The 26,551-nt window shown below is 63.1% G+C and carries 20 protein-coding genes; 17 read left to right on the top strand and 3 right to left on the bottom strand.

Annotated elements, in window-relative coordinates; genetic code table 11:
- Window positions 1-59: 59 nt before the first annotated feature.
- From ACRCYW_RS07770 to ACRCYW_RS07715, 12 genes are all read left to right on the top strand, one after another.
- Complete coding sequence (locus ACRCYW_RS07770) at window positions 60-458, top strand: hypothetical protein (RefSeq protein WP_438549549.1); 399 nt, start codon at window positions 60-62, stop codon at window positions 456-458.
- Window positions 459-790: 332 nt separating this feature from the next.
- Complete coding sequence (locus tag ACRCYW_RS07765; protein ID WP_438549548.1) at window positions 791-2,929, top strand: sigma 54-interacting transcriptional regulator; 2,139 nt, start codon at window positions 791-793, stop codon at window positions 2,927-2,929.
- Between the two features lie 11 nt (window positions 2,930-2,940).
- A complete protein-coding gene (fdhD, locus tag ACRCYW_RS07760) occupies window positions 2,941-3,762 on the top strand; it encodes a formate dehydrogenase accessory sulfurtransferase FdhD (protein WP_438549547.1) in 822 nt (273 codons plus the stop codon).
- A gap of 209 nt (window positions 3,763-3,971) precedes the next feature.
- Complete coding sequence (recR, locus tag ACRCYW_RS07755; RefSeq protein ID WP_438549546.1) at window positions 3,972-4,571, top strand: recombination mediator RecR; 600 nt, start codon at window positions 3,972-3,974, stop codon at window positions 4,569-4,571.
- A gap of 213 nt (window positions 4,572-4,784) precedes the next feature.
- Entirely contained in the window at window positions 4,785-6,698 is a 1,914-nt protein-coding gene (htpG, locus tag ACRCYW_RS07750; RefSeq protein ID WP_438549545.1) for a molecular chaperone HtpG, read from the top strand.
- A gap of 253 nt (window positions 6,699-6,951) precedes the next feature.
- On the top strand, window positions 6,952-7,596 hold the full coding sequence (gene adk, locus ACRCYW_RS07745; protein ID WP_438549544.1) for an adenylate kinase: 645 nt from the start codon (window positions 6,952-6,954) through the stop codon (window positions 7,594-7,596).
- Between the two features lie 94 nt (window positions 7,597-7,690).
- Entirely contained in the window at window positions 7,691-8,665 is a 975-nt protein-coding gene (gene hemH / locus ACRCYW_RS07740) for a ferrochelatase (RefSeq protein ID WP_438549543.1), read from the top strand.
- A 40-nt stretch (window positions 8,666-8,705) separates the two neighbouring features.
- Window positions 8,706-9,101 carry an MAPEG family protein gene (locus ACRCYW_RS07735; protein WP_438549542.1) on the top strand — a complete coding sequence of 132 codons (396 nt, stop codon included), beginning with the start codon at window positions 8,706-8,708 and terminating at the stop codon, window positions 9,099-9,101.
- Between the two features lie 183 nt (window positions 9,102-9,284).
- On the top strand, window positions 9,285-10,589 hold the full coding sequence (locus ACRCYW_RS07730; RefSeq protein ID WP_438549541.1) for an inosine/guanosine kinase: 1,305 nt from the start codon (window positions 9,285-9,287) through the stop codon (window positions 10,587-10,589).
- Between the two features lie 163 nt (window positions 10,590-10,752).
- A complete protein-coding gene (locus tag ACRCYW_RS07725) occupies window positions 10,753-12,381 on the top strand; it encodes a methyl-accepting chemotaxis protein (RefSeq protein ID WP_438549540.1) in 1,629 nt (542 codons plus the stop codon).
- 122 nt (window positions 12,382-12,503) lie between these two features.
- Window positions 12,504-12,866 (top strand): DUF2750 domain-containing protein, encoded by a 363-nt coding sequence (locus ACRCYW_RS07720; RefSeq protein ID WP_100861710.1) that lies wholly within the window; start codon window positions 12,504-12,506, stop codon window positions 12,864-12,866.
- Window positions 12,867-13,032: 166 nt separating this feature from the next.
- Complete coding sequence (locus tag ACRCYW_RS07715) at window positions 13,033-13,527, top strand: hypothetical protein (protein WP_438549539.1); 495 nt, start codon at window positions 13,033-13,035, stop codon at window positions 13,525-13,527.
- Here ACRCYW_RS07715 and ACRCYW_RS07710 read toward each other — a convergent pair.
- Entirely contained in the window at window positions 13,490-15,127 is a 1,638-nt protein-coding gene (locus tag ACRCYW_RS07710; protein WP_438549538.1) for an EAL domain-containing protein, read from the bottom strand. The genes ACRCYW_RS07715 and ACRCYW_RS07710 overlap by 38 nt on opposite strands.
- Window positions 15,128-15,313: 186 nt before the next feature.
- Here ACRCYW_RS07710 and glgC point away from each other — a divergent pair, with 186 nt between their 5' ends.
- Window positions 15,314-16,588: a glucose-1-phosphate adenylyltransferase gene (gene glgC / locus ACRCYW_RS07705; RefSeq protein ID WP_438549537.1), complete on the top strand. Its 1,275-nt coding sequence runs from the start codon at window positions 15,314-15,316 to the stop codon at window positions 16,586-16,588.
- An 80-nt stretch (window positions 16,589-16,668) separates the two neighbouring features.
- On the opposite strand, the gene ACRCYW_RS07700 is transcribed toward glgC, so the two are convergent.
- Together ACRCYW_RS07700 and ACRCYW_RS07695 are read right to left on the bottom strand one after the other, a co-directional pair.
- Entirely contained in the window at window positions 16,669-18,666 is a 1,998-nt protein-coding gene (locus ACRCYW_RS07700; protein WP_438549536.1) for a hypothetical protein, read from the bottom strand.
- A 147-nt stretch (window positions 18,667-18,813) separates the two neighbouring features.
- Window positions 18,814-19,368, bottom strand: a complete 555-nt coding sequence (locus ACRCYW_RS07695) for a lipoprotein (RefSeq protein ID WP_438549535.1) — start codon at window positions 19,366-19,368, stop codon at window positions 18,814-18,816.
- A 320-nt stretch (window positions 19,369-19,688) separates the two neighbouring features.
- On the opposite strand from ACRCYW_RS07695, the gene ACRCYW_RS07690 reads away from it, so the two are divergent.
- The 4 genes from ACRCYW_RS07690 to amoF are packed head-to-tail and all read left to right on the top strand — an operon-like array spanning window position 19,689 to window position 26,539.
- On the top strand, window positions 19,689-20,852 hold the full coding sequence (locus ACRCYW_RS07690; protein ID WP_438549534.1) for an isochorismate synthase: 1,164 nt from the start codon (window positions 19,689-19,691) through the stop codon (window positions 20,850-20,852).
- Window positions 20,849-22,513 (top strand): (2,3-dihydroxybenzoyl)adenylate synthase, encoded by a 1,665-nt coding sequence (locus ACRCYW_RS07685; RefSeq protein WP_438549533.1) that lies wholly within the window; start codon window positions 20,849-20,851, stop codon window positions 22,511-22,513. Before ACRCYW_RS07690 ends, ACRCYW_RS07685 begins: the two co-directional genes overlap by 4 nt.
- Before the next feature lie 22 nt (window positions 22,514-22,535).
- Window positions 22,536-23,453: an isochorismatase family protein gene (locus tag ACRCYW_RS07680; RefSeq protein WP_438549532.1), complete on the top strand. Its 918-nt coding sequence runs from the start codon at window positions 22,536-22,538 to the stop codon at window positions 23,451-23,453.
- Entirely contained in the window at window positions 23,450-26,539 is a 3,090-nt protein-coding gene (gene amoF / locus ACRCYW_RS07675; RefSeq protein ID WP_438549531.1) for an amonabactin biosynthesis non-ribosomal peptide synthetase AmoF, read from the top strand. The genes ACRCYW_RS07680 and amoF overlap by 4 nt, the downstream gene beginning before the upstream one ends.
- Window positions 26,540-26,551: the final 12 nt, after the last annotated feature.

Below are 26,551 nucleotides of genomic sequence, written 5' to 3'. Positions count from 1 at the left end.
CCAGGCCCTGTTATCAGGGCCCGGATCCTCTCATCCTTTTTTCGGTGGGAGGCTTTCTCATGAACAAAGCATTAAATGTATCCTTCGGTATCTGCTATGTATCGACTTATTTTCTGGCGATGTTATTGGGCGTCGGCTGCTATTTATGGCAGGACGAATTGATATTCCTGCTGGGCTTTGGTTTCTTCGGCTGCTTTATGGCCGCACGCCTGGCCATGGGCGCCGTGCTGGCGGCCCTGAGCGTGCAGGTGGCCTGGCTCATCGCCTTCCTCTCCACCACCCTGGTGAACGGCCTGCTGCTGGGGCTCTGCACCCTGGTCATCTACCTGACCCATCAGGCGGTATCAGCAGAAATAGCCGACAATATCAGTGGGTTATTGGTGGCTTTCCAGCTGCTGTCGGCGGCGTTCATCTTCGGCGGTCTCAAGCTGCATCGCTATCAGCTGCATATTTCCTGAGGGTGCGACAGCGGGCAAAGGGGATATCGGCGGCTTATCGGAGCGCAATGGGCGGCCAACGGCGCCGATAATGACGATATATTCTGGCCGCACAATCAATATGAGATGACGGAGCGTGAATAATTGTCAGGTTGTAATGCCCAAGGGCCTGCTCTATTATGCGCTGCACCAGCAAAAGGCTATTTCACTGAATGTTTGTTTTTATAATTAAGTGTTAATTCATTAAGTCTTAATTATAACAACTGACGGAATTGGATGATGCTCCGCTAATCGCCGTTGCCGATGGCAATGTGCCTGCTAATTGCCCCACACAGAAATCACGCGAGGCCTGAATGCTGAATGTGAGTGCCATCCCGTTGACCGATATCTCTCCCATCTGGGATGACGGTTTTCTCTCCCTCTCCAAGACCCTGCTCTCCGCCGTCACCCTGGATGGCTTCATCACCAAGCTCAACCGCATCGAGGCCTGCTTCGACGGGGTGACCCGGGTCAACCTCATCCTGAACCTGGGAGCGGAGGAGGCGGCCTTCTACTTCATGGGGGAGCAGGGACCGGCGCACCTCGTCTGCCAGCGGGGGGATCTGCACCTGCCGGCACGCACCGCCAAGGAGCAGGCCATCGTCCTGCCGGCGGCGCGCTTCGTGAATCGCTGCGCCAAGCTCGCCAGCACCCCTGTGTATGATGACCTGCAATCCTATTGCCAGTTGCCCATCACCACGGCCCGCAGCCACCTGGGCGGTATAGAATTCATCAGCACCCAGGCCAGCGCCTTCCCGATGGAGACCCTGGCCAAGCTGACCCAGCTCGCCGCCATTGTCGCCATCGCGCTCGAGAACGTGCTGGACAAGGAGCGCACCCTGGAGCAGGCGAACTCCCTGCGCCTCGAGCGCGACAGCTGCAAGATCCTGGTGGACGTCACCAATGCGGTGATCAAACTGGTGCGCATCGCCGAGCTCCCCAAGAGCCTGTTCGCCATCTTGCAGCACCATTTCGCCATCAGCAGCCTGTGTCTGGCGGAATACAACGCTACCTCCGACAGCTTCAAGAGCTATCTGGTGAACCAGCGCGAGAGCGATCAGCCCGGCATCATCAACCACTCCTGCTTCGAGAAGAACTGCCTGCAGGGGGCCCTCAATCACAGCGAGCCCTTCTTCGTCTACCGCGAGCAGGGCCACGGCTGCAACTCGGGTTGCCGCTTCACCAGCCAGATCCTGCCCCCCGATGCGAACAGCTCCTGCATCCTGCCCCTGCGCTATCGCGGCAGCCTCTTGGGGGTCTTGATCCTCTCTCACCCCACTGCAGATTTCTTCGCCGATCTCGATATCTCCCTGCTGGAACAAGTGGCGGCGCGCACGGCCATCGCCATGAACAACGTGCAGGCGCAGCAGGAGATCTCCAACACCAACGGCGCCCGCGACAAGACCATCAGGGTGGCGGACAACCTGCCGGGGGAGGACTTCCCCAGCATCATCTACCAGAGCGAGGCCATGGCGAACGTACTGGAGAAGGTGAAACTGGTGGCCCAGAGCGACTGCTCGGTGCTGATTTTGGGGGAGACGGGGACCGGCAAGGAGCTGATCGCCCGGGCCATCCATCAACTCAGCGCCCGCAGCGAGCAAGAGCTGGTGAAGGTGAATTGCGCCGCCATCCCTACCGGTCTCATCGAAAGCGATCTGTTTGGTCACGAGAAGGGGGCCTTCACCGGCGCCCTGAGCCAGCGCATCGGCCGTTTCGAGCGGGCCCACAAGGGCACCCTGTTCCTGGATGAAGTGGGTGACATGCCCCTGGACCTGCAGCCCAAGCTCTTGCGGGTATTGCAGGAGCACGAGCTGGAGCGAGTCGGCAACAGCACTCCCATTCCTATCGACGTGCGGCTGGTGGCGGCCACCAACTGCGATCTGCTCTCCATGGTCAAGAACAAGCGCTTTCGAAGCGATCTCTACTATCGCCTCAACGTCTTTCCCATCGAGCTGCCGCCCCTGCGCGAGCGCCGCGAGGACATACCGCTCCTGGTCAACTTCTTCATCAAGAAGATCGCCAAGCGGATGCGCCGCAGCATCACCTCCATCCCGGCCGATGCCATGAAGATGCTGGTTTCCTTGCCTTGGTACGGCAATATCCGCGAGCTGGAGAACATCATAGAGCGGGCGGTGGTGATGACCCGGGGCCAGGTGCTCAACCTCTCCCCGGATGAGCTCCTGCCCCTCAAGGGTTTTCACAAGATAGAGACCCTGGTCTATGACGAGCCCGCCCAGGCGCTGTTCAAGGCGCCCGAGCGAGAAGTGAACTCTTCAGACGACTCGCAGGGAGAGGATGAGCGGACCAGCATCATCAGGGCGCTGGAGGCGTGCAACGGCATAGTCGCGGGGGAGCGGGGCGCCGCCCAGCGCCTCGGCATGAAGCGCACCACCTTGCTCTCCAAGATGAAGCGACTCGGCATCTCGGCGAAAGCTCCCCGCACTCTCGACTAAAGGCAGACAAGATGTTGGCAGAGCAGGATTGCCCCATGCACCCCGTGAGCAGCCACCGCGAGGTGGTGCATTACCAGAACGCCGGCGTCACCACCGACAGCGCCATGCAGCTGCCCGCCGAGACCCCGGTGGCGCTGGTCTACAACGGCATCGCCCACAGCGTGATGATGTGCTCGGCCGCCGATCTGGAGGACTTTGCCATCGGCTTCTCGCTTTCTGAGGGGATCATCGACGGCCTGCACGACATCCACGACATGGAGCAGCGCGATAGCTGCCAGGGGATCGAACTTCATATCGAGCTGGCCAATCGCTGCGTCCATCGCCTGAAAGAGAAGAAACGCACCCTGGCGGGGCGCACCGGCTGCGGCATCTGTGGCAGCGAGAGTCTGGCGCAGGTGGTGCGCACCTTGCCGCCCCTGCCGAACAGCCAGCGCCTCCCGGTCGCTCACATCGACAAGGTGCTGGCGGCTCTGCGTCCCTTGCAGTTGCTCGGGCAGAGCACGGGCGCCACCCACGCCGCCGTGCACCTGGACCTGGCGGGCAATATCCTCGCCATTCGCGAGGACGTGGGCCGCCATATCGCGCTGGACAAGCTGGTAGGGCATCTTTGCCGAAGCGGTCGGCGTGACGGCGCCATCCTGGTGACCAGCCGTGCCAGCTTCGAGATGGTGCAAAAGTGTGCCAGCGCCGGGGTCGAGATCCTGCTCGCCATCTCGGCCGCCACCGAGCTTGCGGTGGCGCGGGCGGAGCAGAGCAATCTCACCCTGGCGGGCTTCTGCCGCCCGGGCCGGGCCGAGATTTACTGCGGCCGCCAGCGCATCCTGCTGGATTAATCCGATTCAACATTGCCTTGGCGCCGCGCCATCCAAAGCGACCCGGCACGGCCGCCCTGTTTTGCCAAGGGCGGGTGCAGGCCATTGGCGCAGGGAGCCGGCTCGGGTATAGTCCTGCGCCAACAAGATTAGGTTCGAATGGAGGAGTGGCGCGGCATCAAGCCAGCCCCTATGCTCCTCCCTTCGGCGCGGCTTTAAAGGATATCCCCATGAAATTCAGTCCCCTGCTCGATGAGATGATGAAGGCGCTGCAGGTGCTGCCGGGCGTCGGTCCCAAGTCGGCCCAGCGCATGGCGTTCACCCTGCTCGAGCGCGAGCGCAGCGGCGGCCTGCGTCTGGCCTCCTTGCTCAATCGGGCGCTGACCGAGATAGGTCACTGCAGTCACTGCCGCACCTTCACCGAGAACGATCGCTGCGAGATCTGCGCTAACCCCAAGCGGGAAGAGAGCGGCTTGCTGTGCGTGGTGGAGAGCCCGGCGGACGTGGCTGCCATCGAGCACACAGGCCAGTTCTCCGGCCGCTACTTCGTGCTGATGGGGCACCTGTCACCGCTCGACGGCATAGGCCCCGAGGAGCTGGGGCTGGAGATCCTGGAGCGTCGTCTGAAAGACGAGTCCATTCAGGAGCTGATCCTCGCCACCAATCCCACCATAGAGGGGGACGCCACCGCCTGGTACATCGCCGACATGGCGCGGGCCGCCGGGGTGGCGGTGAGCCGCATCGCCCACGGGGTGCCGGTGGGGGGCGAGCTGGAGCTGGTGGATGGCACGACCCTGTCCCACTCCCTGATGGGGCGTCAGCGTCTCTAACCCTGTTGATGTGCCTGCTGCGAAGCCTTGTTCGAGGCTCATGTGCTTCTCGCGGCGGCATATCCGCAGGTTCAAGAGCCGGCGGTTTGGTGAACATCTTCCGTACAAAGAAGGGGCGAGTGAGCAAGTTTGCACACTCGCCCCTTGATATTTGGGAGGCCAGCCCCATCTAGGTTGGGAATCTGTTCAACCCGACGTTTTGAGGATTGGTCGATGACCCAAAGTGTTCACGCCGAAACCCACGGCTTTCAAACCGAAGTCAAACAACTGCTGAGCCTGATGGCTCACAGCCTCTACTCCAACAAAGAAGTATTCCTGCGCGAGCTGATTTCCAACGCCTCCGATGCGGCGGACAAGCTGCGCTTCAAGGCGCTTTCCGATGCCTCTTTGTTCGAAAACGACGGCCAGCTGCGCGTGCGCCTGGTGGTGGACAAAGAGAACAAGACCCTGACCATCTCGGACAACGGCATCGGCATGACCCGTGACCAGGTGATTGAGCACCTGGGCACCATCGCCAAATCCGGCACCGCCGAGTTCTTCAAGCACCTCTCCGGTGATCAGGGTAAAGACTCCCAGCTGATCGGTCAGTTCGGGGTCGGCTTCTATGCTGCCTTCATCGTCGCCGACAAGGTGACCGTGATCTCCCGCGCCGCCGGCACAGAGCCGAGCCAGGGCGTACAGTGGGAATCCGAGGGTGAAGGCTCCTTCACCGTGGCGGACGTGACCAAAGAGGGTCGCGGTACCGACGTCATCCTGCACCTGCGTGCCGAGGAAGAAGAGTTCCTGGACGACTGGCGCCTGCGTGCCGTGGTGGCCAAGTATTCCGATCACATCTCTGTGCCGGTCGAAATGTACAAGGAGGGCACTCCGGATCGGGAAGAGGACGGTGAGACCATCGTCGGGACCCCGGGTGAGTGGGAACAGGTCAACCGCGCCACCGCGCTCTGGACCCGTAATCCGAAGGACATCAAGGACGAGGAGTATCAGGAGTTCTATAAGCACGTCGCTCACGACTTCGAAGATCCGCTCTTGTGGGGTCACAACCGGGTGGAAGGGGCGCAGGAGTACACCAGCCTGCTCTACATCCCGGCTCGCGCGCCGTTCGATCTCTACAACCGCGATCAGAAGCACGGTCTCAAGCTCTACGTGCAGCGCGTCTTCATCATGGATGACGCCGAGCAGTTCATGCCGACCTACCTGCGCTTCGTGAAAGGGGTGCTGGACTCCAACGATCTGCCGCTCAACGTCAGCCGTGAAATTTTGCAAGACAACAAGGTCACCGCCTCCCTGCGCAAGGCCTGCTCCAAGCGCGTGCTGACCATGCTCAACAAACTGGCCAAGGACGATGGCGAGAAGTACGCCAAGTTCTGGAGCGAGTTTGGTAACGTCTTGAAAGAAGGCCCGGCCGAGGATTACGCGAACCGCGAAGAGATCGCGAAACTCTTGCGCTTTGCCAGTACCGCCGGCGAGGGCGAAGCCCAGACCGTCTCCCTGGAAGAGTACGTTGGCCGCATGAAGGAAGGTCAGCAGAAGATTTATTACATCACAGCCGACAGCTTCGCCGCCGCCAAGAACAGTCCGCACCTCGAGATCTTCCGCAAGAAGGGCGTCGAAGTGCTGCTGATGTGGGAGCGCGTGGACGAGTGGCTGATGAGCCACCTGACCGAGTTCGATGGCAAGCAACTGGTCTCCGTTACCCGTGGCGAGCTGGATCTGGGCGAGCTGGAAGACGAAGCCTCCAAACAGGCGCAGGAGGAGGCCGAGAAGGCCAACGCTGGTCTGGTTGAGCGGGTCAAACAGAGCCTGGGAGACACCATCAAAGAGGTGCGCGTCACCCATCGCCTGACCGACTCCCCCTCTTGCATCGTCACCGACGATCACGGCATGAGCACCCAGATGATCAAGCTGATGCGCGCCGCCGGCCAGCCGGTGCCGGAGCAGAAGTACATCCTGGAGCTCAACCCGGAGCACGCGCTGGTGAAAAAACTCGACACCATCGCAGACGAGAACCTGTTTGGGGAGTGGGTCAACCTGTTGCACGAACAGGCCCAGTTGGCCGAACAGGGTGGCCTCAATGATCCGGCGAGCTTCGTCGCCCGTATCAACCGTCTGTTACTCCAGGCGTGACGTTTGTGGCCCACTGATACAGTGGGCCTTTTTTATGGGTAGACGCCGGCTCGCGGTGATACTGGCCCGACCACAAGATTGCTGCATTTTCAATCATTTTTTGTGTAGGGCTCCTGCGCCTTTCGTCGTAGTGCCCGGGCAAACACATGGTGATAATGTGGCCACTTACACGGGGCAAGCTTGTGAAAATGGGCGAAACCGTGTAGTTTTTTGCCTTCTCAAGAATTGAATAACCAATCAATTAGGAGCGTGTATGCGCATTGTTCTGTTGGGAGCACCGGGTGCAGGTAAAGGCACTCAGGCTCAGTTCATCATGGAAAAACACGGTATTCCGCAGATCTCCACCGGCGACATGCTGCGTGCGGCGATCAAGGCGGGCACCGAGCTGGGCCTCAAGGCCAAGGCCGTGATGGACGCAGGTCAGCTCGTCTCTGACGACATCATCATCGGCCTGGTCAAAGAACGTATCGCGCAAGCGGATTGCGCCAACGGCTTCCTGCTGGACGGCTTCCCGCGCACTATCCCCCAGGCGCAAGCCATGAAGAATGCCGGTGTGGTGGTGGACTTCGTCCTGGAATTCGACGTGCCGGACGAAGAGATCGTCAAGCGCATGAGCGGCCGCCGTGTTCACTCTGGCTCCGGCCGTACCTACCACGTGGTGTTCAACCCGCCGAAGGTAGAAGGCAAGGATGACGTGACCGGCGAGGATCTGGTGATCCGTGCCGACGACGAAGAGACCACAGTGCGCAAGCGTCTGGATGTGTACCATCAGCAGACTGCACCGCTGATCGGCTTCTACGGCAAGGAAGCGGAAGCGGGCAACACCCGTTACGTCAAGATCGACGGCACCCAGCCGGTGGATCTGGTGAGCCAGCAGCTGGCCGCCATCCTGGGCTGATACGCCCCGGTTCGACAACGAGTCTAAAGTAAGGGTCCATCCAGGGCCCTTTCTTGCATCATAACAAGAACGACAATAACGACAGGACGCTAACGTGACCACGAAAACCGGGATCTTGCTCGTCAATCTGGGGACCCCGACCGCACCGACCGCCTCGGCCGTGCGGGCCTTCCTCAGCCAGTTCCTCAGCGATCCGCGGGTGGTCGAGATCCCCCGCCTGTTGTGGTCACCCCTGCTCAATTTCGTCATCCTGCCCCTGCGGGCTCCCCGGGTCGCCAAACTCTACCAGCAGATCTGGACCGAAGAGGGCTCTCCCCTGATGGCCATCAGTCAGCGTCAGCGGGCGGCGCTGGAGCAGGAGCTCAAGCGGGAAGGGGTGGATGTGCCCGTGGTGCTTGCCATGACCTATGGCAATCCCTCATTGAGCGATGGTTGGCAGGCCCTCAAGGCCCAGGGGGTCAACCGGGTGATCCTGCTGCCGCTCTACCCCCAATACGCCGCCAGCACCACGGCCGCCGTGTTTGACGGCTGGGCGCGGGTGATGAAGAGCGAGCGCCACCTGCCGGTGATGCGGCTCATCCGCGATTATCACAACCACCCGGAATACATACAGGCGCTGGCCATGAGCGTGCGCCGCCAGTGGGAACAGCAGGGGCAGGGGGAGCATCTGCTGATGTCCTTCCACGGCATTCCCCAGCGCAGCGAGGACGAGGGCGACCCCTATGGTCATCAGTGCCGCCGCACCGCCACCCTGCTGGCGGAGGCCCTGGGCCTCGCCCCCGAGCAGTGGAGCGCCAGCTTCCAGTCCCGCTTTGGCAAACAGGAGTGGCTCAAGCCCTACACGGATGCGACCATCACTGAGCTGGCCAGCAAGGGGGTCAAGCGGCTCGATGTGATCTGTCCGGCGTTCTCCGCCGACTGTCTCGAGACCCTGGAGGAGATCCAGGTCGAGAACCGCCACCTCTTCACCGAGGCGGGGGGTGAGCAGTTCCACTACATTCCCGCCCTCAACAGCGATCAGGCCCACATCCGCATGATGGTGTCGCTGATCTGCCGCGAGCTGGCGTGATCGACAGGGATTTCAACGTTAAACGATAAGGATTGTCTTCATGATGCATATCACGCTGATCTACGCAGGCCTCCTCGGGCTCCTGTTCCTGCTGCTCTCCTTCTGGGTGGTCAAACGCCGGCGCCAGTTCAGGGTGAAGATAGGGGCGGGGGACGCGCCCGAGATGCTGGCGGCGATCCGTGCTCACGGCAACTTCGCCGAGTACGTGCCCCTCACCTTGCTGCTGATGGCCCTGTGCGAGCTGGCCGGGGTCGGCGTGTTCTGGCTGCACCTCGGCGGCGCGCTGCTGCTGGTGGGACGAGTCCTGCACGCCATCGGCATCCAGCTGCCAGAGGCACCGAACAAGCCGCGGCTGTTTGGCACCCTCTTCTTCTGGCTCTCCCTCGGCCTCTTCTCGGTGCTGGCCCTGGTACAGGGGCTGTCGTTCGGGGGATGATTGACCCGCCCATTTGTCAAAAACCACCTCACCCCGAGGTGGTTTTTTTATGCCGCCAGAGTCAAACGTTTGCCTCTGCAGCCCTTGTCTATACTGACCCCATATTTTAAACGGGCGACTTTTCGATGGGGCGGATTGTGTTAAAATCCCGCCCCTCTTTTCCCCAGAGCACAGAAGATTGCCATGAAATTTCCCGGTCAGCGCAAGTCCAAACACTACTTCCCGGTCGACAGGCGTGATCCCCTGATCCCGCAAAATCCCCTGCTCACCGAACTGGGCAAGGCCTATGTGGTGGGTATCGATCAGACTCTGGTGGACATCGAAGCCCATGTGGATGAAGACTTCCTGAACCGGTACGGCCTGAGCAAGGGCCACTCCATGCTCATCTCCGACGATGTGGCGGAGCGGGTCTACGAAGAGCTCAAGACCAACAACATGGTGGTGAGCGAGTTTGCCGGCGGCACCATAGGCAACACCATGCACAACTACTCGGTGCTGGCGGATTCCCACTCCATCCTGCTCGGGGTCATGAGCCAGGACATTCGCATCGGCAGCTACGCCTACCGCTATCTGTGCAACACCTCCTCCCGGGTCAACCTGGACTACCTGCAACCGGTGGACGGCCCTGTCGGCCGCTGCTTCACCTTCATCACCGAAGGGGGCGAGCGCAGCTTTGGCATCAACGCCGGCAAGATGGATCACCTGGATGTGGCGCACATCCCCGAGGCCATCATCAAGGAGGCTTCCGCCCTGGTGATCACCGCCTATCTGGTGCGCGGCGCCGATGGTACCCCCATGAAGGACGCGGCCATGACCGCCGTGCGCTATGCCCGCGAGGCTGGCGTGCCCGTGGTGCTGACCCTGGGTACCCGTTTCGTCATCGACGAGAATCCCCAGTGGTGGCGTGACTTCATCGCCGAGAACGTGACCGTGCTCGCGATGAACGAAGACGAGGCCGAGGCCCTGACCGGGATAAAAGACCCCCTCGGCGCCGCCGACAAGGCCCTAGACTGGGCTGACATGGTGCTCTGCACCGCCGGCCCCATCGGCCTCTACATGGCGAGCTACACCGACGAGGACTACAAGCGCGAGACCACCCACACCCTGCTGCCCGGCGTCATCCCCGAGTTCAACATGTTTGAATTCAGCCGCCCCATGGCTCGCGCCAAGTGCCGCAAGCCCGCGCGCATCTACTCCCACATCTCCCCCTACATGGGCGGGCCCGAGAAGATCAAGAACACCAACGGCGCCGGTGACGGGGCTCTCTCCGCCGTGCTGCACGACATGGTGGCCAACGCCTATCACCGCATGAATGTGCCGAATTCCGCCAAGCACATGTCCGAGTTTCTGACTTATTCCTCCCTGGCCCAGGTGTGCAAGTATGCGAACCGGGTCAGCTACGAGGTGCTGGCCCAGAGCAGCCCGCGCCTCTCCCGCGGCCTGCCGGAGAAGGAAGACAGCCTGGAAGAGGTGTACTGGGAGCGTTGATCCCGCAGGTTTTTTTAGACTAAAAGACGAAGGCGCCCACGGGCGTCTTCGTGCATTTTGGGGCTGGATCATGTTTTTGGAAGCGGTGTTGCCGCGGTCGTGGACAGCCGGAGTCGACGCGGCATACCTTGTTAACAGCATGTAGCGGTTTAGGGATGACCTTATGTTGAGACAATGGAGTATCGGCCGGCGCCTGTCGCTGGTGACCCTGATGGTGTTGGCCCTGCTCGGGCTCTTGCTGTTTTCCTGCCTGCAGATCTATCAGCAGGGGCTGATGGCGGAGAAGAGCCGCCAAACCCGGGCTCAGGTCGAGACCGCCTACAGCCTGGTGGCGCAGTTCGAGGCGCGAGTGCAGCGGGGCGAGCTGGGCGAGGCGGATGCCAAGGCTCAGGCCCTGGCGCTGCTCAAGGGGCTGCGCTACGGCCAGGACGATTACCTCTGGATCAACGACAGTCACCCCACCATGGTGATGCATCCCATGAAGCCGGCGCTGGATGGCCAGGATCTCTCCGGGGTGGAGGACAAGCAGGGGCTCAAGCTGTTCGTGGCCTTCGCCGAACTCGCCAAGGCGCAAGGGGCGGGAGAGGTTGCCTACTACTGGCCCAAACCCGGGGTGGAGGAGCCGGTGCGCAAGATCTCCTACGTCAAGCGCTTCGCCCCCTGGGACTGGATCATCGGCACCGGCGTCTATGTGGACGACGTCGAGGCCCAGTATCAGGAGGTGCTGCGCACCCTGCTCGGGATTGGCGCCGTGCTGGCCATACTGCTGTTCCTGGTGGTCGGCCTCATCGTACGCAGCATAGTGGTGCCGCTCTCCCAGTCGGTGTCGGCCCTTGGCAACATAGCGCGGGGGGAGGGGGACTTGCGGTTCCGCCTGCCGGAACGGGGTCGGGATGAGCTCTATCAGCTGTCGGTCAACTTCAACCAGTTTGCCAGCCAGATGGCGCAACTGGTGGGACGCAGCCAGCAGATCGCCGCCCAGAACCGGGAGCAGGCCCATCAGCTGGAGCAGGTGGTGGATCGCACCGGCGCCATCGTCACCGGCCAGGAGCAGGACACCTTGCGGGTGGCCAGCGCCATGGAGCAGATGACGGTGAGCAGCCGCGAGGTGGGCCAGCATGCCGCCGATGCGGCAGAGGCGGCGGATGCGGCCTTGGGTCTGGCCCGGCACGGCCGTGAGGTGGTGGCCCAGACCATAGCCACCATCAGCCAGCTGGCGGACGAAATGGCCGAGACGGTGCAGGCGGTGAGCCGGCTCGAGCAGGAGACCCAGCAGATTGGCTCAGTGCTCGACGTCATCCGGGGGGTGGCCGAGCAGACCAACCTGCTGGCGCTCAATGCCGCCATCGAGGCGGCCCGGGCCGGGGAGCAGGGGCGCGGCTTTGCGGTGGTGGCGGACGAGGTGCGCACCCTGGCGACCCGCACCCACAGCTCCACCGACGAGATCCGGCAGATGATCCAGCGGCTGCAGGAGGGGGCGGGCAAGGCCGTGCACGGGATCACCCAGTTGCAACAGCTCTCCCGCACCACGGCGGACAAGGCCGGGGATGCCGATGGCGCCATCAATGCCATCGATGGATCCGTGCACTCCATCACTGCCATGAACAGTCAGATAGCCACGGCGGCGGCGCAGCAGAGTCAGGCGGCGGAGGAGATCAACCAGCGGCTGGTAGCCATCACCACCCTGGCGGCGGATGCCCTGGCCCAGAACCGCCTGACGGAGCAGGCGGCGGGCAAACTGGCCCACTCCTGCGACGAATTGGGGGCCCTGGTGGCGCAATATCGTACCTGATGGGCCTTATCCCCTCCTTTTTGGGGATTTGACTTGAGTCCGAGGGGCTTTTGGGACACCATCTGCCCCATTATCGGCCACGCCGGCCGACTGCCTGCCATTGCCAGCAAGAGAGAGATCCCATGAGCAAATTAACTGACAACCTTGACGCCAATTTCCAGCTGTTTATCGAAGAAGTCCGCGAGTCGGGTCAGGTATGGGGTCTGCGCTACGGTGAAGACTGGGTAGTCTGCCGCTCTGCCGAGTTCGAAGATGCCGACGTCATGCCGCTCTGGTCCGCCGAAGGGGATGCCCGTCTGCACTGCGTGGACGAGTGGGCAGACTACGAGCCCGAGGTGATCGAGCTGGAAGAGTTCCTCGACATCTGGATCAACGATCTGGACGACGATGATGTGCTGGTCGGTCCGAACTGGAACGCGGATCTGGAGGGCCAGGAGCTCGAACCCATCGAGCTGGCCAAGGCGCTGGTGGAGCTGGACGCCTGAGCTCAGCCACGCTGAGGCCCTGGCCTCTGTTGTGAATAAGAACCGATAGCCGCGAGGCTGTCGGTTTTTTTATGGGAACCTGGCGGGATCTGAAGGAAAGGGCGAATTGGCTTGGATCGACGGGCAGGATGGGCCATCATCAATCCTTTGCCAGTCGGGAGGTGCCATGTTTGTCTTTGACGTGACCACGGGGGCGGGAGCGCGGGCCGAGATCCGGGTGCAGGCGCTGGACTGGACCCAGAGCGGGCCTGTTACCTTCAACTGTGACAGCGACGAGCTGGCGCTGGTGCTGCTTGACGGCTGCCGCTGCGATGCGGTGGGGTATTTCAACCTGCTGGCGGGCTGCAAGCCGCTCTATGTGGAGCAGTGGCTCGCCTATCTGCAGGAGACGGGTCTGATAGACAAACAAAGCTGCCAGCTGGAGAGCCCCGCCCAGCCCGATTACCTAGCCCGGGCCGGGCTGGACGACGAGGAGCTCAACGCGCTGCTGGGGCAGGTCTACAAGGTGGCCGGCTTCAATCGGTTGCAGATCAACCGCTACCTCAAGAATCGCCACAACCCGACCATGCTGGCGACCCGCTACGATCAGAAGGAGCTGGAGCGCTATCGTCAGCTCAACGACATCATACTGACCTTGTTGAAGTTGAAACGTCCTCAGTAAACAGCCCCTGGTGACCGGCATCCGGCCTCAGCTCCTGAGGCCTGGCGATGAGCCCCCCCTGCAGTCCATCCGCATACATGCCTTGCAACAGCTCCTTCTGAGCCACCTCTTCCACCCCTTCCGCGATCACCAGACAGCCCATGCGATGGCACATGTCGACAATCATCTGCACGAACTGCTGGTTGGTGATGTCCCGCTCCAGAGTGCCGAGCAGCAGGGGATCCAGCTTCACGTAGTCCGGTTTGAGCTCATGGAGCAAAGCGAAGGAGTCCATCCCCTTGCCGAAGTTGCGAATGGCGGAGCGGCTGCCCTGGCGCCGCAGCAGTTCAAACAGCCGCTTGCCGCCGGCCAGGTTGTGTTTCAGCTGATCCTCATCCAGGGCGAAGACCAGGTTGGCACTGATATTTCCATCCTTCTGCAACTGGTGATCGAACCAGATCAGGAAGGCGCCGTTTTGCAGCAGGGCGCTGGAGAGGTTGACGCCCCAGCGGTGGGCCTGTTGGTCGAAGGTGCGATAGTGGCGGATGACATGGGTGATCAGCATCTGTTCGAGGCGCATCAGCATGTCCAGCCGTTGCGCCATGGCAAACAGGGTGTCGGTGGGCAGCTGTATGCCTTCCCGGCTGCTGAAACGGGCGAAGACCTGCAGGTAGGGCACCATGTCCCGGTTGAGCGCCTGAACCGGCTGGGAGTGAAGACTGATACGATCCGGTTGTGACAGCAGTTCATCCAGCACGCTCTTCCAGTGCTGCTGACCATGGAGGTTGGCGTGATCATGCTGCTGGATGGCCCAGCCGTTGACGGTTTCGGTCTGGGCCCGCGCCAGGGCCAGATCGGCGCGAGAGAGGATGGCCTCGATGTTCTGGCCACGGGAGAACTGGGTGATCCCCGCATAGGCCACGTTATCCAGCTCCCGCTCTCTGTGGTAATGATCGAAGGCCCGCTTGAACTCTTGCCCGAGCAGATGGGGGGGGATCTCGGCGTCGGCGGGGAGCAGCACCGCAAAGTCCGACCCCGAGATACGATAGACATGCTGCCCCTGGAAGCGGTTGACCACCAGATGAATGAGATTGGCGATGTCCTTGATGTAGGCATCCCCGGATTGGAAGCCATACTGGGCATTGAGCCTGCCCAGTTCGGTGGCACGGATCAGCACCAGGATGGAGGTCCGGGACTCCTCTTGCTGCAGCCACTCGGTTAGGTCCCGGCGAAAGGCGTGGCGATTGCCGAGCTGGGTCATCTCATCCCGGGTGGCCAGGGTGTAGAGTTCGGTGATCTGGCGGCGAGACTCTTCCTCGGCGTTGTCGAAGCTGGCGAGCAGTTGCTGCAGGGCCAGCCTGGCATGGGTGCTCTCCAGTCTGGCGGGATCCCGCAGTTGCAGCGCCTGCAGCCAGCGCTGCTCCAGCCGCTCCTGTTGTGCCTTGTGCAGGCGATGGCTGAGATAGAGCAACAGGGAGAAGCCAACCATAGTGCTCAGCATGACCAGCAGGAGGATGATCGGCGGTGTGGGGGGGGCCAGCAAGACCCCCTGCAGCATCAGCAGCGGCAGGGTCGCCATGGCGCTTACCAGCAGCAGCGTCTTCCCAGACTTGTTTGGCATCGGCGGATCCTTGATGAAGTCAATGTGTAGCAATTTTAACCATGTGGACAGCATAGTACTGATGGACTCGTCAGCCCCCATGGAATGGGGGCTTGCAATCCTGTTAAATGTGATTGAAAACACTTTCATAACGGCTAAAAAAAGCGAATATGGGATGAAAACAGCAGCAACCAGGCCGAGGTATTTATGCAACTAGAACCCGTCAACACAGCCAAAGCACGGCAACTATTGAATCAGAGTATGGCCCTGGTGCTCGCGGGGGGACGCGGCAGCCGCCTGAAGCAGCTGACCGACAACCGCGCCAAGCCGGCGGTCCACTTTGGCGGCAAGTTCCGCATCATCGATTTCGTGCTCTCCAACTGCATCAACTCCGGCATTCGCCGGGTGGGTGTGGTCACCCAGTACAAGTCCCACAGCCTGCTGCGCCACCTGCAATCGGGCTGGTCCTTCCTGCGCTACCAGATGAACGAGTTCATCGATCTCCTGCCCGCCCAGCAACGGGTGGACGAGGTGCACTGGTATCGCGGCACCGCCGATGCCATCTACCAGAACGTCGACATCATCCGTGACTACGGCCCCAAATACATCGTCGTGCTGGCGGGGGATCACATCTACAAGATGGACTATGCCGCCATGCTGCTGGATCACGTGCGCCTCGGCGCCAAGGTGACGGTAGCCTGCATCGAGGTGCCGCGCTGTGAAGCCTCCGCCTTCGGGGTGATGGACATCGACGAGCAGCGCAAGATCCGCGCCTTCGTGGAGAAGCCGGCCAATCCGCCCGCCATGCCGGGACGCGACGATCTCTCCCTCGCCTCCATGGGGATCTACATCTTCGAGGCGGAGTATCTCTATCAGCTGCTGGAGGAGGACATCCACAACCAGGAGTCCAAACACGACTTCGGCATGGACGTGATCCCGCGCATCGTGGGGGAGGGCAAGGCGTTCGCCCACCCCTTCAACATGTCATGCGTGGGGGCCAAGGAGGGGGTGAAACCCTACTGGCGCGATGTGGGGACCCTGGATTCGTTCTGGGAGGCGAACATGGATCTCGCCTCCGTGGTGCCCGAACTCGACATCTATGACGAGAACTGGCCCATCTGGACCAGCCAGAACATGGCGCCTCCCGCCAAGTTCGTGCAGGACAGAAACGGCCAGCACGGCATGACCATCAACTCCATGTTCGCCGGCGGCTCCATCGTCAGCGGCTCCTTCGTGCTGAACTCGGTGCTCTTCACCAATGTGCGGGTGCACTCCTTCTGCACCCTGGATCAGGCGATCATCTTCCCCGGGGTCGAGATCGGAGCCGGTTGCCGGTTGCGCCGGGTGGTGGTGGACAAGGGCTGCAAGCTGCCGGACGGCCTGGTGGTGGGGGAGAACGCGGACGAGGATAGCCGCCGCTTCTACCGCTCCGAGCAGGGCATAGTGCTGGTCACCAAGGAGATGCTGGCCAAGCTGAAGTGATTGCCTGAAAGGTCAAAAAGAAAGGGAGCCGCGAGGGCTCCCTTTTTTATGGGTCAGCGACTGACCCGGTTGCGGATGGTTTATTCGCTCACGACGACCTTGCCGGCCATCACCATGGCGGTACCGTGCTTGCCACCGGCGGCGGTCACCTGCGGCACGCCGTCTTCGTCGGTGTCATGGCCGGCGCCCTCGATGACGTTCTCACCGGAGTCGCCGATCCACTCGGCCATCTGCATGCCGCCGTTGACGGTGCCGCGGAACCAGCTGACGTAGCGCTGGGTCAGCTGGGCCAGTTCCAGCTCGGGGGCCTTCTCGCTGCCTTCGTTGCGCAGGTTCAGCATGGCGGAACGCAGGGCGCCGGAGATGGCGGCCTGGGTCCAGGGGGTGTATTCACCCTGCTTGCCCGCGAGCCAGGTACCGGCCTTGGCGTTGAAGAAGGCCTTGTCGGTGGCGATGAAGAGCTCGCGCGCGGCAGTGCGGTACTTGGCGTCCGAGGTGGCCAGGAAGGCCGCGGTCAGACCGCGGATGGCGGCGAACTGGGTCTCGATGGACTGACCCGTATCAGCTGATCCGCCGAGCGTCATGCCGTCGTGCAGCAGACCGTTCTTGCCCTTGAGTTGGGCGAGCAGGAAGTCGGCCTGTTTGCGGATGAGTGTGAGAGCCTGCTGGCCCTGGGCGGTCTTGAGGTTCAGCTCGCCGTTGTCACCGGCGGCGTAGCCGACCGGCAGCGCATCCTGGGCGCGCTGGAAGATCTGCAGGGCGACCAGGCTGTAAGCGGCGTCGAAGGTGGTGACGTGCTTGCCTTGCTGACCCGTCTGCCAGCTGTCCACCAGGGTACCGGCCTTGGGCTCGAAGTGCAGGGCATTGAGGTTCTTGAACACCATGCCGGAGAGGTTCAGGGCCAGGGAGAAGGCATCATCCCCTGCCACCAGCTTGGCGGCATCGGCCCCCTTGTTGGCGGCCGGCGCGGCGGCGAACGGGGCGCCGTCGAACACGGCGTGGAAGGCCGGGTTCTGGTTGGTGTTGGCGCTGCGCTGATCGCTGAAGGCGTAGAACTCGGACAGGGGCCAGAGCATCATCCAGGCATCGCGCAACTGGGCGGAGCCATCCACCACCTCCAGCTTGCCGATGGCACCCACCTCGTTCTTGGTGGTTTCGGTGACCTTCACCCGATGGGGGAAGTAGACCACGCCCTTGGCGGGATCGTACTGCGGGCTTATCTTGGCGCCGAGCTGCTTGCCATCATAGCCGAGCTGGCCCTGCAGTATGGCCAGCTTGTCGATGGACTGTTCGGTCAGCATCATGCCGTTGAAGCCGTCGGCCGCGGAGACGCCGAGTTTGTGCTTGCCATCCTGATCCATGGTGGCGGAGGCCGCTTCGACCTCTTCGTCGCTCTCGGCCACGTGCATGCCGCCGAGGAAGTCCTGAGACCACATCACTTCCTTGAGCAGGATGCCGCCCACGGCGGCCGGGTTCAGCAGGTTGTCACTGCCGCTCCAGCGCAGGGTGGCATAGTCACGGAAGTAGGCGGGAACCTGGGTCTTGACGGATTTCTCGACGCCCTTGGCGGTCTTGATGGTGACCTGATCGCCGTTGACCGGGGTGGTGTTCACCGCCTGGGCAAACTCGGGATTGGCGGAGGCATAGGGCAGGGAGAGGGGATACATGCCCTGCGGCACTTCATCGGCCGGGAAGCCGACTGCCTCGGCCATGGCCAGCACGCGCTTGCCAAGGTCTGCCATTGTGCCGCCACGGGCCAGGTTCTGGGGCCCGTTCACCAAGTGAGGACCCATGCCTGACTGGTAGTTCAGGGCGTACATGGCCTCTTCGGAGTATTCATAGGATTCGATGCCGGCGGCGAAGTCGAAGGGGGTCGGCTCATCGGCGCGATTGGCATCCAGCACGTCCAGATCCAGGCCAAGGGCCTCGGCCAGGGGTTCGCCGGAGAGCTCGAATTCGGTGTAGGCCAGCATGCTGGCGGCGGTGTTGAAGGTCTTGTCCTCGACCTTGACGGCGGCGTGCGCGGCGCCGCCGATCAGTGCGCAGGCGATCGCCTGCACCAGTACGGTTTTTCTCATGTCCTTTTCACCCATATGTTTGATTTTATTATGACGCTTCTCAAAATCTAAATGAGAATGGTGTGCATTATGGGGCAAAGGGAGGGGCTTGAGAAGAGAAAAGCCGCGCCTGGGTTGCTGGGGAGAGGGAAGGCGCGGCGATGAGTATTACATCAGTTTGAAGGGGATCACCAGGCGCCCCGGCTCGACCTTGAGGGCCTCGACCTTCTCCTTGATCCTGGCCTCATTCGCACGGCTGCCATCGAGTCGATAAACCGGCGTCTGGGAGAGGAAGAGGGAGAGGGACTGGTTGAAGGTCGGCAGCAAGGGCGTGAGGGCGGCGCCCACGTCGGCAGGCTCCGTCTTGACCGAGATGAGCTCGAGATCCCGCAGGTAGATGGCGCCCTGATCCGCCGCATAGTCCGGACGGGCACTCAGGGAGAGGCGTACCTTCATCTGCTGGCTGCCGAGGGGGCTCGCGACCTGCAGATCCCCGGCGGCATCCAGTTCAACCCGATCGGCGCGGCTGCGGCCGATGCGGCTGGTGAGATCGTCCAGGCTGATCCGGCTCGACATGATCCCCGGGATGCCTATCTCCTTCTGGAAGGCGACCTTGTCTTTGAGGTACTGGTTGATCTCGCTCTCGCTGACGCTGTACTGGGTCAGGGAGGAGCAGGCCGCGAGCAGCAGGGCAAAGGGGAGCAATAACAGACGCTTGAGCATGAAAGGTTTCCATCAGCAGGGCGATAACGGGTGATGGCGCCATCTTAGGGGCAAAGCGGCGAGACCGCCAGTCCGGCCCCGGGATCCCGTTTTTGTCGCATCCCCCATATGGGGATAGCAATCCCTGGCCATTCGAGTAACCCGCGTGAGGCCCATCACGCCAGGCCAGTGCTGGCCTGAAGCCGCCAATATCCACAAACAGACTCCAGTTTTACCGCCCAAAAATCCCCTTGACCGGGCTCTTTCGGGACGAGTATTTTACCGCCGCTCAAAAGCAATTGATAACGATTATCATTTTGACTCATGTTTGAGGGTGTAGCGTGAATACTCTAGTAATGGAAGATGGTGCGCCAGCCGAGGCCGGATCCCCGCCCGATTTCTTGTTTACCTCGAGTCAGGGCTGCATTCGCGCCTTTGATCTCGGCCAACCCATCAGCACCCCCGCCTGTGAATGGTCCCTGCTCGAGCGGCAGATAGTGCAGGCCCTGGCAGCGGCGCAGGCCGCCGGCCAGCAGAATCCTCTGCTCATCGGGGCCTTTGCCTTCGACCCCGCCGAAGCTTCATGTCTCTATGTCCCCGGCCGCTACGAGCGGGGGGAGCGAAATGCCCCGGCGACCAGCCTCCCAGAGCACAATCAGGTGATCTCGGTGCAGAGCACCCCGGCGGCCGCCCAGTTCAAGGCCTCGGTGAGCTCGGCTCTCGATGCATTCGCACAGGGCCGGCTCTCCAAGGTGGTGCTGTCGCGCAAACTCTCCCTGCAACTGAGCAGGCCGGCGGATCCCGAGCAGGTGCTGGCACGCCTGATGACCCAGAATCCCAATGCCTTCCACTTCTCCCTGCCGCTCGGCCAGGGTCGTCGCCTGCTCGGCGCCAGCCCGGAGTTGCTGCTGCGGGTGAGCGCGGGAGAGGTCTTTACCCATCCCCTGGCGGGGTCTGCCAAGCGTGGCAGCGAGCCAGCGCAGGATGAGGCGGTGGCCCGGGCGCTCCTGGCGTCGAGCAAGGATCAGCACGAACACCGCCTGGTGATCGACGAGATCCGTCGGGTGCTGGCCCCCCACTGCCGGGAGCTGGCCATCCCGACCGAGCCCTCCCTGATGAGCACGGATACCCTCTGGCATCTGGGGACTCCCATCGCGGGTCAGCTGCACGGGGAGCAGGCGTCTGTGCTATCCCTGGCCTGCCAGTTGCATCCCACCCCGGCCCTGTGCGGCTATCCCACGGATCTGGCCCGCCAGTTCATCCGCGAGCAGGAGCCCTTCAGGCGCGCCCTGTTCAGCGGCATCGTCGGTTGGTGTGACAGCCAGGGCAACGGCGAGTGGGCCGTGGTGATCCGCTGTGGCGTGCTGGACGGCCATCACGTGGAGCTGTTTGCCGGTGCCGGAATCGTCGCGGGCTCGGATCCCGCCATGGAGTGGGCCGAGACCGGCACCAAGCTCGGCACCATGCTCAAGGCACTGGGGCTGGGTACCGAGGTGGCCCTATGACGACTCACAACCACTTCCTGCCCTACACTCGCTGGCCAGAGGCGCTGGCAGCATCCTACCGCGCCAAGGGTTACTGGCGCGGTGAGTCTTTGACCGCCATGCTGACCCGTCAGTGCACGCTGGCGCCCGAGGCCACGGCCGTCATCTGCGGCGAGCGCAGCTTCACCTATGGGGAGCTGGATGCGGGCTCGACCCGGCTGGCGGCACGCCTCGCCCGCCAGGGTTTCCAGGTCGGCGACACCGCTCTGGTGCAGCTGCCGAACGTGGCCGAGTTCTACCTGGTGTTCTTTGCCCTGCTCAAAGTCGGCATAGCACCGGTCAACGCCCTGTTCAGCCACAACCGGCTGGAGCTCTCCTCCTATGCCGAGCAGATCAGGCCCCGCCTCTTTATCGGCTCGCGGGCTCACCCTCTGTTCGAGACACAAGGCCGCGAGAGCGAGCTGCTGACACAGATCGGCGCCGAACTGGTGCTGCTGGATGGAGACGCGGGCGAGCTGGGGCTGACCCACTGGCTGGCGGAGCTGGATGAGAGGGAGCCGGTGACCTTCGGCCCAAGCCCTGCGGACGAGGTGGCCTTCTTCCAGCTCTCCGGCGGCAGCACGGGTACCCCCAAACTGATCCCCCGTACCCACGACGACTACCTCTACAGCGTGCGCAGAAGCAATGAGATCTGCGAGCTTGGCCCCCATACCCGTTACCTGTGCGCCCTGCCGGCCCCCCACAACTTCCCCCTGAGCTCCCCAGGTGCCTTGGGGGTGTTCGAGGCAGGCGGTGCCGTGGTGCTGGCACAAGACCCCAGCCCCATCAGCTGCTTCCCGCTGATCGCGCGCCACCAGGTCAACCTCTGCTCCCTGGTACCGCCGGCTGTCTCCCTCTGGCTGCAGGCCGCCGAGGCCGACCCGTCCGTGCGGGCTCAGCTTGCCAGCCTCTCGCTGCTGCAGGTGGGTGGCGCCAAGCTCGGTGAAGCGGTGGCCAGAAGGATAGAACCCCTGCTCGGCTGCCGCCTGCAGCAGGTGTTTGGCATGGCGGAAGGCCTGGTGAACTACACCCGGCTGGATGATTCGGATGAGAAGATCATCCACACCCAGGGCCGCCCCATGAGCCCGGACGACGAGGTGCGGGTGCTGGACGAGGAGGGCAACCCGGTTGCCCCCGGTCAGCCCGGTGCCCTGCACACCCGTGGCCCCTATACCTTCCGCGGTTACTACCAGAGCCCGGCTCACAACGCTCGGGTGTTCGATGCCGATGGCTTCTACTGCTCGGGCGATCTGGTGGTACAGGATGCAGACGGCTACCTCACCGTGGTGGGGCGCCAGAAGGATCAGATCAACCGGGGCGGCGAGAAGATAGCGGCGGAAGAGGTGGAAAATCAGCTGCTGCACCACCCGGCCATCACCCAGGTGGCCCTGGTCTCCATGCCGGACAGCACCATGGGGGAGAAGAGCTGCGCCTTCATCGTCGCCACCGAACCCGGCCTCAAGGCGCTGGCCCTGCGCAAGTTTCTGCGCTCCCGCGGCGTGGCGGAGTTCAAGCTGCCGGATCGCTTCGAGATCCTCGACGCCCTCCCCATGACGGCGGTGGGCAAGATAGACAAGCAGGGACTGCGCGCCCGTATCGCGCAATCCCTCGCAGGCGACAGCCTGCCGATGACAACAGTTTAAAACTAAAAGGAATCATGACGTTATGGCTATCCCAACCCTGAACAACTACGCCATGCCCAGCCAATGGAAGGACAACAAGGTCAGCTGGACCCTGGATCCCAAACGCGCCGCCCTGCTCATCCACGACATGCAGGAGTACTTCACCGCGTTTTATGGCGAGAACAGCCCGCTGATCAAGGCTCTGACCGAACATCTGGTGGCGGTACGCCGCCACTGCAAGGCCCTCGGCATCCCCGTCTACTACACCGCCCAGCCCAAGGATCAGGCTCCCGAGGATAGAGCACTGCTCAACGACATGTGGGGCCCGGGTCTGAACAAGAGCCCCGAGCTGCAACAGGTGGTCGCCCCCCTGCGTCCGGAGAGCGACGACGTGGTGCTGGTCAAGTGGCGCTACAGCGCCTTCCAGCGCTCCGAGTTTGAGCAACTGCTGAAAGAGCAGGGGCGGGATCAGCTGATCATCGGCGGCATCTACGGCCACATCGGTTGCATGATGACCGCCTGCGACGCCTTCATGCGCGACATCCAGCCCTTCTTCCTGGCGGACGGGGTAGCGGACTTCTCCCAGGCCGATCACCAGATGGCGCTGGACTATGTGGCGACCCGCTGCGGCAAGGTGATCCCCTGCGAAGAGGTGCTGGCCATGGCGCCAGCCGCCAAGGCGGCGCAAGCAGAAGGGCAGAACCCCTTGTTGACATATGAGGGACTCAAGGCCCGGCTGCTGAGCCACATCGATGAGGATGAAGCCGAGTTCGACGCGGACGAGAACCTCATCGACTACGGCCTCGACTCGGTACGCATCATGGCCCTGCTCACCGAGTGGCGCGCCGCCGGGGTGGAGCTCGGCTTCGTGGATCTCGCCAAGAAGCCGACCCTGAACGGCTGGTGGCGTCTCATCGATGCCAAGCTGGCCGAGCAAAAGACCCTGGAGGTGGCGCAATGAGCCGCTTCCCACTGACCATTCCCCAGCAGGGGCTCTGGTCCGGTCATCTGCTCAACGACGACAAGGCGATGTTCAACACCGCCGAGTGCATCGCCTTCGATGGCAAGGTGGACGGTGCCGTGCTGGCCGCGGCCCTCGCCCAGGCGGTGGGGGAGTGCGAGGCCCTGCAGGGCCATTTCGAGGACAATGGCGATGAGGTCTGCTTCGTCAGCCACACCCTGGCCCCCGTCTATTGCGAGATAACCCTGACGCGCGGTGATGAGGCAGAGGCCCGTGCCTGGGCCTGGGCGGATCTGCGCCGCCCGTTCGAGCTGACCACTGAATCCCCCTGCCGCTTCGCCCTGCTGCGTGGGCTCGAGCGGGATTATCTCTACAGCTGCGTGCACCATATCGCCCTCGACGGCTTTGGCACCACCCTGCTGTTCCAGCGCATCGCCGAGCTCTATGGAGAAGGGCTGGAGGGGGCCATGCTGTCGCCGTCCCCGTTCGGCCTGCTGGACGAGGTGCTGGCCGAGGAGCTGGCCCGGGAGGAGAGTGGCAAGAACGCCACCGCCCGTGCCTTCTGGCAGGAGCAGCTGCAAGACTGGCCAGAGGTGAAATCCTTCAGCGAGTCCCGCGCCCCCATCGCCGCCGAGTTCATACGCGAGAGCCGCCCCCTGCCGGCGGCGCTCTGGCAATCCCTGGTGGGCTTTGCCGATGACAACAAGCTGAGCTGGCCGGATCTGCTGCTGGCAGGTCTCTCGGCCCAGCTGGCGCTGGCGAGCGGTCAGGAGAAGACCCTGCTTGGCCTCATGATGATGAACCGCATCGGCTCAGCCTCCCTGACCGTGCCCTGCATGCAGATGAACATCACCCCGCTTGCCCTCGAGCTCGGTGAGGAGATGAGCCTGGCGGTTGCCGCCAGCGCCGTGGCCAAGGCCAAGCGCGGGGTGCGCAAGCATCAGCACTATCGCTATGAGCTGCTGCGCCGCGACCTTGGCCTGGTGGGGGGTGACAAGCGCCTGTTTGGCCCCCTGGTCAACATCATGCCGTTCGACCATGCCCGCCGCTTCGGGCCGCTCAATGCCCATATCCTCAACATCAGCGCCGGCCCGGTGGAAGATCTCACCATAGAGGTGCAGGTGGGGGCCGATGGCCAGCCGAGGCTGGATCTGGACGCCAACCCGGGCTGCTATCAGGCCGCCGATCTGGCGCGCATCGCCGACACCCTGTTCACCCTGCTGGGGCGCTGGCTCGCCGAGCCGACTCTGACGCTGGGTACCCTCAAGGCCGACTGGCTCGCCGAGCAGCGGGCCAGGGCCCTGATCACCGGGCCGGCCCATGAAGTGATCCATGTTCGCCCCGTGCTGGATGCCCTCTGCCACTTCGCCGCCCAGACCCCGGACAAGATAGCGCTGGAGCAGGGGGAGGCCCGCTTCAGCTACGAGGCGCTGCTGACCCGCGCCGAGCAGATGGCCGCGGCCCTGCAAAACACAGGTGTGCAACCCGGTGAGCGGGTCGGGGTCATGCTCGCACGCTCCCCCCAGGCCATCTTCGCCCAGCTGGCGGTGCTGCTGGCGGGCGCCGTCTATGTGCCCCTCGACCCCGAGCAGCCCCTGGAACGTCAGGGCCATATACTGCGCATCGGTGAGGTCAAGACCCTCATCACCCAGGCGGAGTATCGCCACAAGCTGGCCAGCCTGTTCGATGGCCGCACCCTGCTGGCCGGGGATCTGGTGAGCGGGGATCGCCTCTGCCAGCCGGCCAATGGTAACGCCGTGGCCTACCTGATGTTCACCTCGGGTTCCACCGGCCTGCCCAAGGGGGTCGCGGTCAGCCACGGCGCCCTGGATCACTTCGCCGCCGCCGCCCGTTGCCGCTATCACCTGGGGGAGGGGGCGCGCATGCTGCAATTCGCCCCCTTCAACTTCGACGCCAGCATAGAGGAGGTGTTCGCCACCCTGAGCGCCGGCGCGACCCTGGTGCTGCGCACCGACGCCCTGCTCGAATCCATGCCGACCTTCGCGGCCGGGGTGGAGGAGATGGGGATCACCCACCTGGACCTGCCCACCGCCTTCTGGAACGAGTGGGTGGTGTCGCTGGGCGCCGGTCAGGCCCACATTCCGGCCAACCTGGCCACCGTCATCATAGGCGGTGAGGCGGTCTACCCTGAGCAGCTCGCCCAGTGGCAGCGTCAAGGACGCGCCGATGTGCGCCTGTTCAACACCTATGGCCCCACCGAGACCACTGTCGTGGTCACGACTCAGGAGCTGCAGGGCGAGGATCCCGCCCAGGCCCAGCTGCCCATCGGCCTGCCGCTGCCCGGCATGCAGGCGCTGATCCTGGGGGCGGGGGAGCAACCTGCCGAGGAAGGGGAGCTGGTGCTGCTCGGCCCGCAACTCGCCAACGGTTACGTCGGCGGCGTGCAAGGCACCTTCGGCACCCTGCGTGTTGGTGCCGAGCTCCTGCCCGTCTATCGCACCGGCGATCGGGTGCGCTGGGTGGCCGGTCGCTTGGTCTATCTGGGCCGTCGTGACAACGAGTTCAAGATCAGTGGCTATCGCATCCAGCCCGGCGAGGTGGAGGCCCAGCTGCTGGCTCTGCCCGGGGTGGATGAGGCCTGCGTGCAGGGGATCAGCCAGGGCAGTGTGCGCCGGCTGGTGGCCTTCGTGGCCGGCTCCGAGCGTGACAGCCGGGTCATCAAGGCGCAGCTCGCCAAGGTGCTGCCCGCCGCCATGATCCCCACCGACTATCGCCACTACGATCAGCTGCCTCGCACCGGCTCCAACAAGCTGGATCGCAAGGGCCTGCTGGCCCAGTACCAGGCGGGTGGTGAAGCCCTGACGCTCGGCAGCGAGACCGAGAACCGGGTCGGCGCCATCTGGCAGCAGATCCTGGGGCTGGCCACCATGGGGCCGGCGGACAACTTCTTCGAGCTGGGGGGCCAGTCCCTGCAGACCATACAGATAGTGAACCGACTCGGCGCCGAGTTCGGGGTGCAGGTCAAGGTCTCCGATGTCTTCGATCATCCGCGCCTCGACGACTTCTGCCGCTTCCTCGACGGCAAGCTGACCGAGGATGAAGAGAGCGTGGAGATGGTGTGGTGATGAAGGGCGAAC

Origin of the sequence: Aeromonas sp. (assembly GCF_051657805.1) — a bacterium.
GTDB lineage: Bacteria > Pseudomonadota > Gammaproteobacteria > Enterobacterales > Aeromonadaceae > Aeromonas.
Note: the sequence above shows the minus strand (reverse complement) of the source record. Positions and strands in the feature narration are given on the sequence as shown.

Bases quoted from the DNA above. Each gene is read 5' to 3' on its own strand.
- ACRCYW_RS07770 (WP_438549549.1), top strand. From the start codon at position 60: ATGAACAAAGCATTAAATGTATCCTTCGGTATCTGCTATGTATCGACT.
- ACRCYW_RS07765 (WP_438549548.1), top strand. From the start codon at position 791: ATGCTGAATGTGAGTGCCATCCCGTTGACCGATATCTCTCCCATCTGG.
- fdhD (WP_438549547.1), top strand. From the start codon at position 2,941: ATGTTGGCAGAGCAGGATTGCCCCATGCACCCCGTGAGCAGCCACCGC.
- recR (WP_438549546.1), top strand. From the start codon at position 3,972: ATGAAATTCAGTCCCCTGCTCGATGAGATGATGAAGGCGCTGCAGGTG.
- htpG (WP_438549545.1), top strand. From the start codon at position 4,785: ATGACCCAAAGTGTTCACGCCGAAACCCACGGCTTTCAAACCGAAGTC.
- adk (WP_438549544.1), top strand. From the start codon at position 6,952: ATGCGCATTGTTCTGTTGGGAGCACCGGGTGCAGGTAAAGGCACTCAG.
- ACRCYW_RS07735 (WP_438549542.1), top strand. From the start codon at position 8,706: ATGATGCATATCACGCTGATCTACGCAGGCCTCCTCGGGCTCCTGTTC.
- ACRCYW_RS07730 (WP_438549541.1), top strand. From the start codon at position 9,285: ATGAAATTTCCCGGTCAGCGCAAGTCCAAACACTACTTCCCGGTCGAC.
- ACRCYW_RS07725 (WP_438549540.1), top strand. From the start codon at position 10,753: ATGTTGAGACAATGGAGTATCGGCCGGCGCCTGTCGCTGGTGACCCTG.
- ACRCYW_RS07720 (WP_100861710.1), top strand. From the start codon at position 12,504: ATGAGCAAATTAACTGACAACCTTGACGCCAATTTCCAGCTGTTTATC.
- ACRCYW_RS07715 (WP_438549539.1), top strand. From the start codon at position 13,033: ATGTTTGTCTTTGACGTGACCACGGGGGCGGGAGCGCGGGCCGAGATC.
- ACRCYW_RS07710 (WP_438549538.1), bottom strand. From the start codon at position 15,127: ATGCCAAACAAGTCTGGGAAGACGCTGCTGCTGGTAAGCGCCATGGCG.
- glgC (WP_438549537.1), top strand. From the start codon at position 15,314: ATGCAACTAGAACCCGTCAACACAGCCAAAGCACGGCAACTATTGAAT.
- ACRCYW_RS07700 (WP_438549536.1), bottom strand. From the start codon at position 18,666: ATGAGAAAAACCGTACTGGTGCAGGCGATCGCCTGCGCACTGATCGGC.
- ACRCYW_RS07695 (WP_438549535.1), bottom strand. From the start codon at position 19,368: ATGCTCAAGCGTCTGTTATTGCTCCCCTTTGCCCTGCTGCTCGCGGCC.
- ACRCYW_RS07685 (WP_438549533.1), top strand. From the start codon at position 20,849: ATGACGACTCACAACCACTTCCTGCCCTACACTCGCTGGCCAGAGGCG.
- ACRCYW_RS07680 (WP_438549532.1), top strand. From the start codon at position 22,536: ATGGCTATCCCAACCCTGAACAACTACGCCATGCCCAGCCAATGGAAG.
- amoF (WP_438549531.1), top strand. From the start codon at position 23,450: ATGAGCCGCTTCCCACTGACCATTCCCCAGCAGGGGCTCTGGTCCGGT.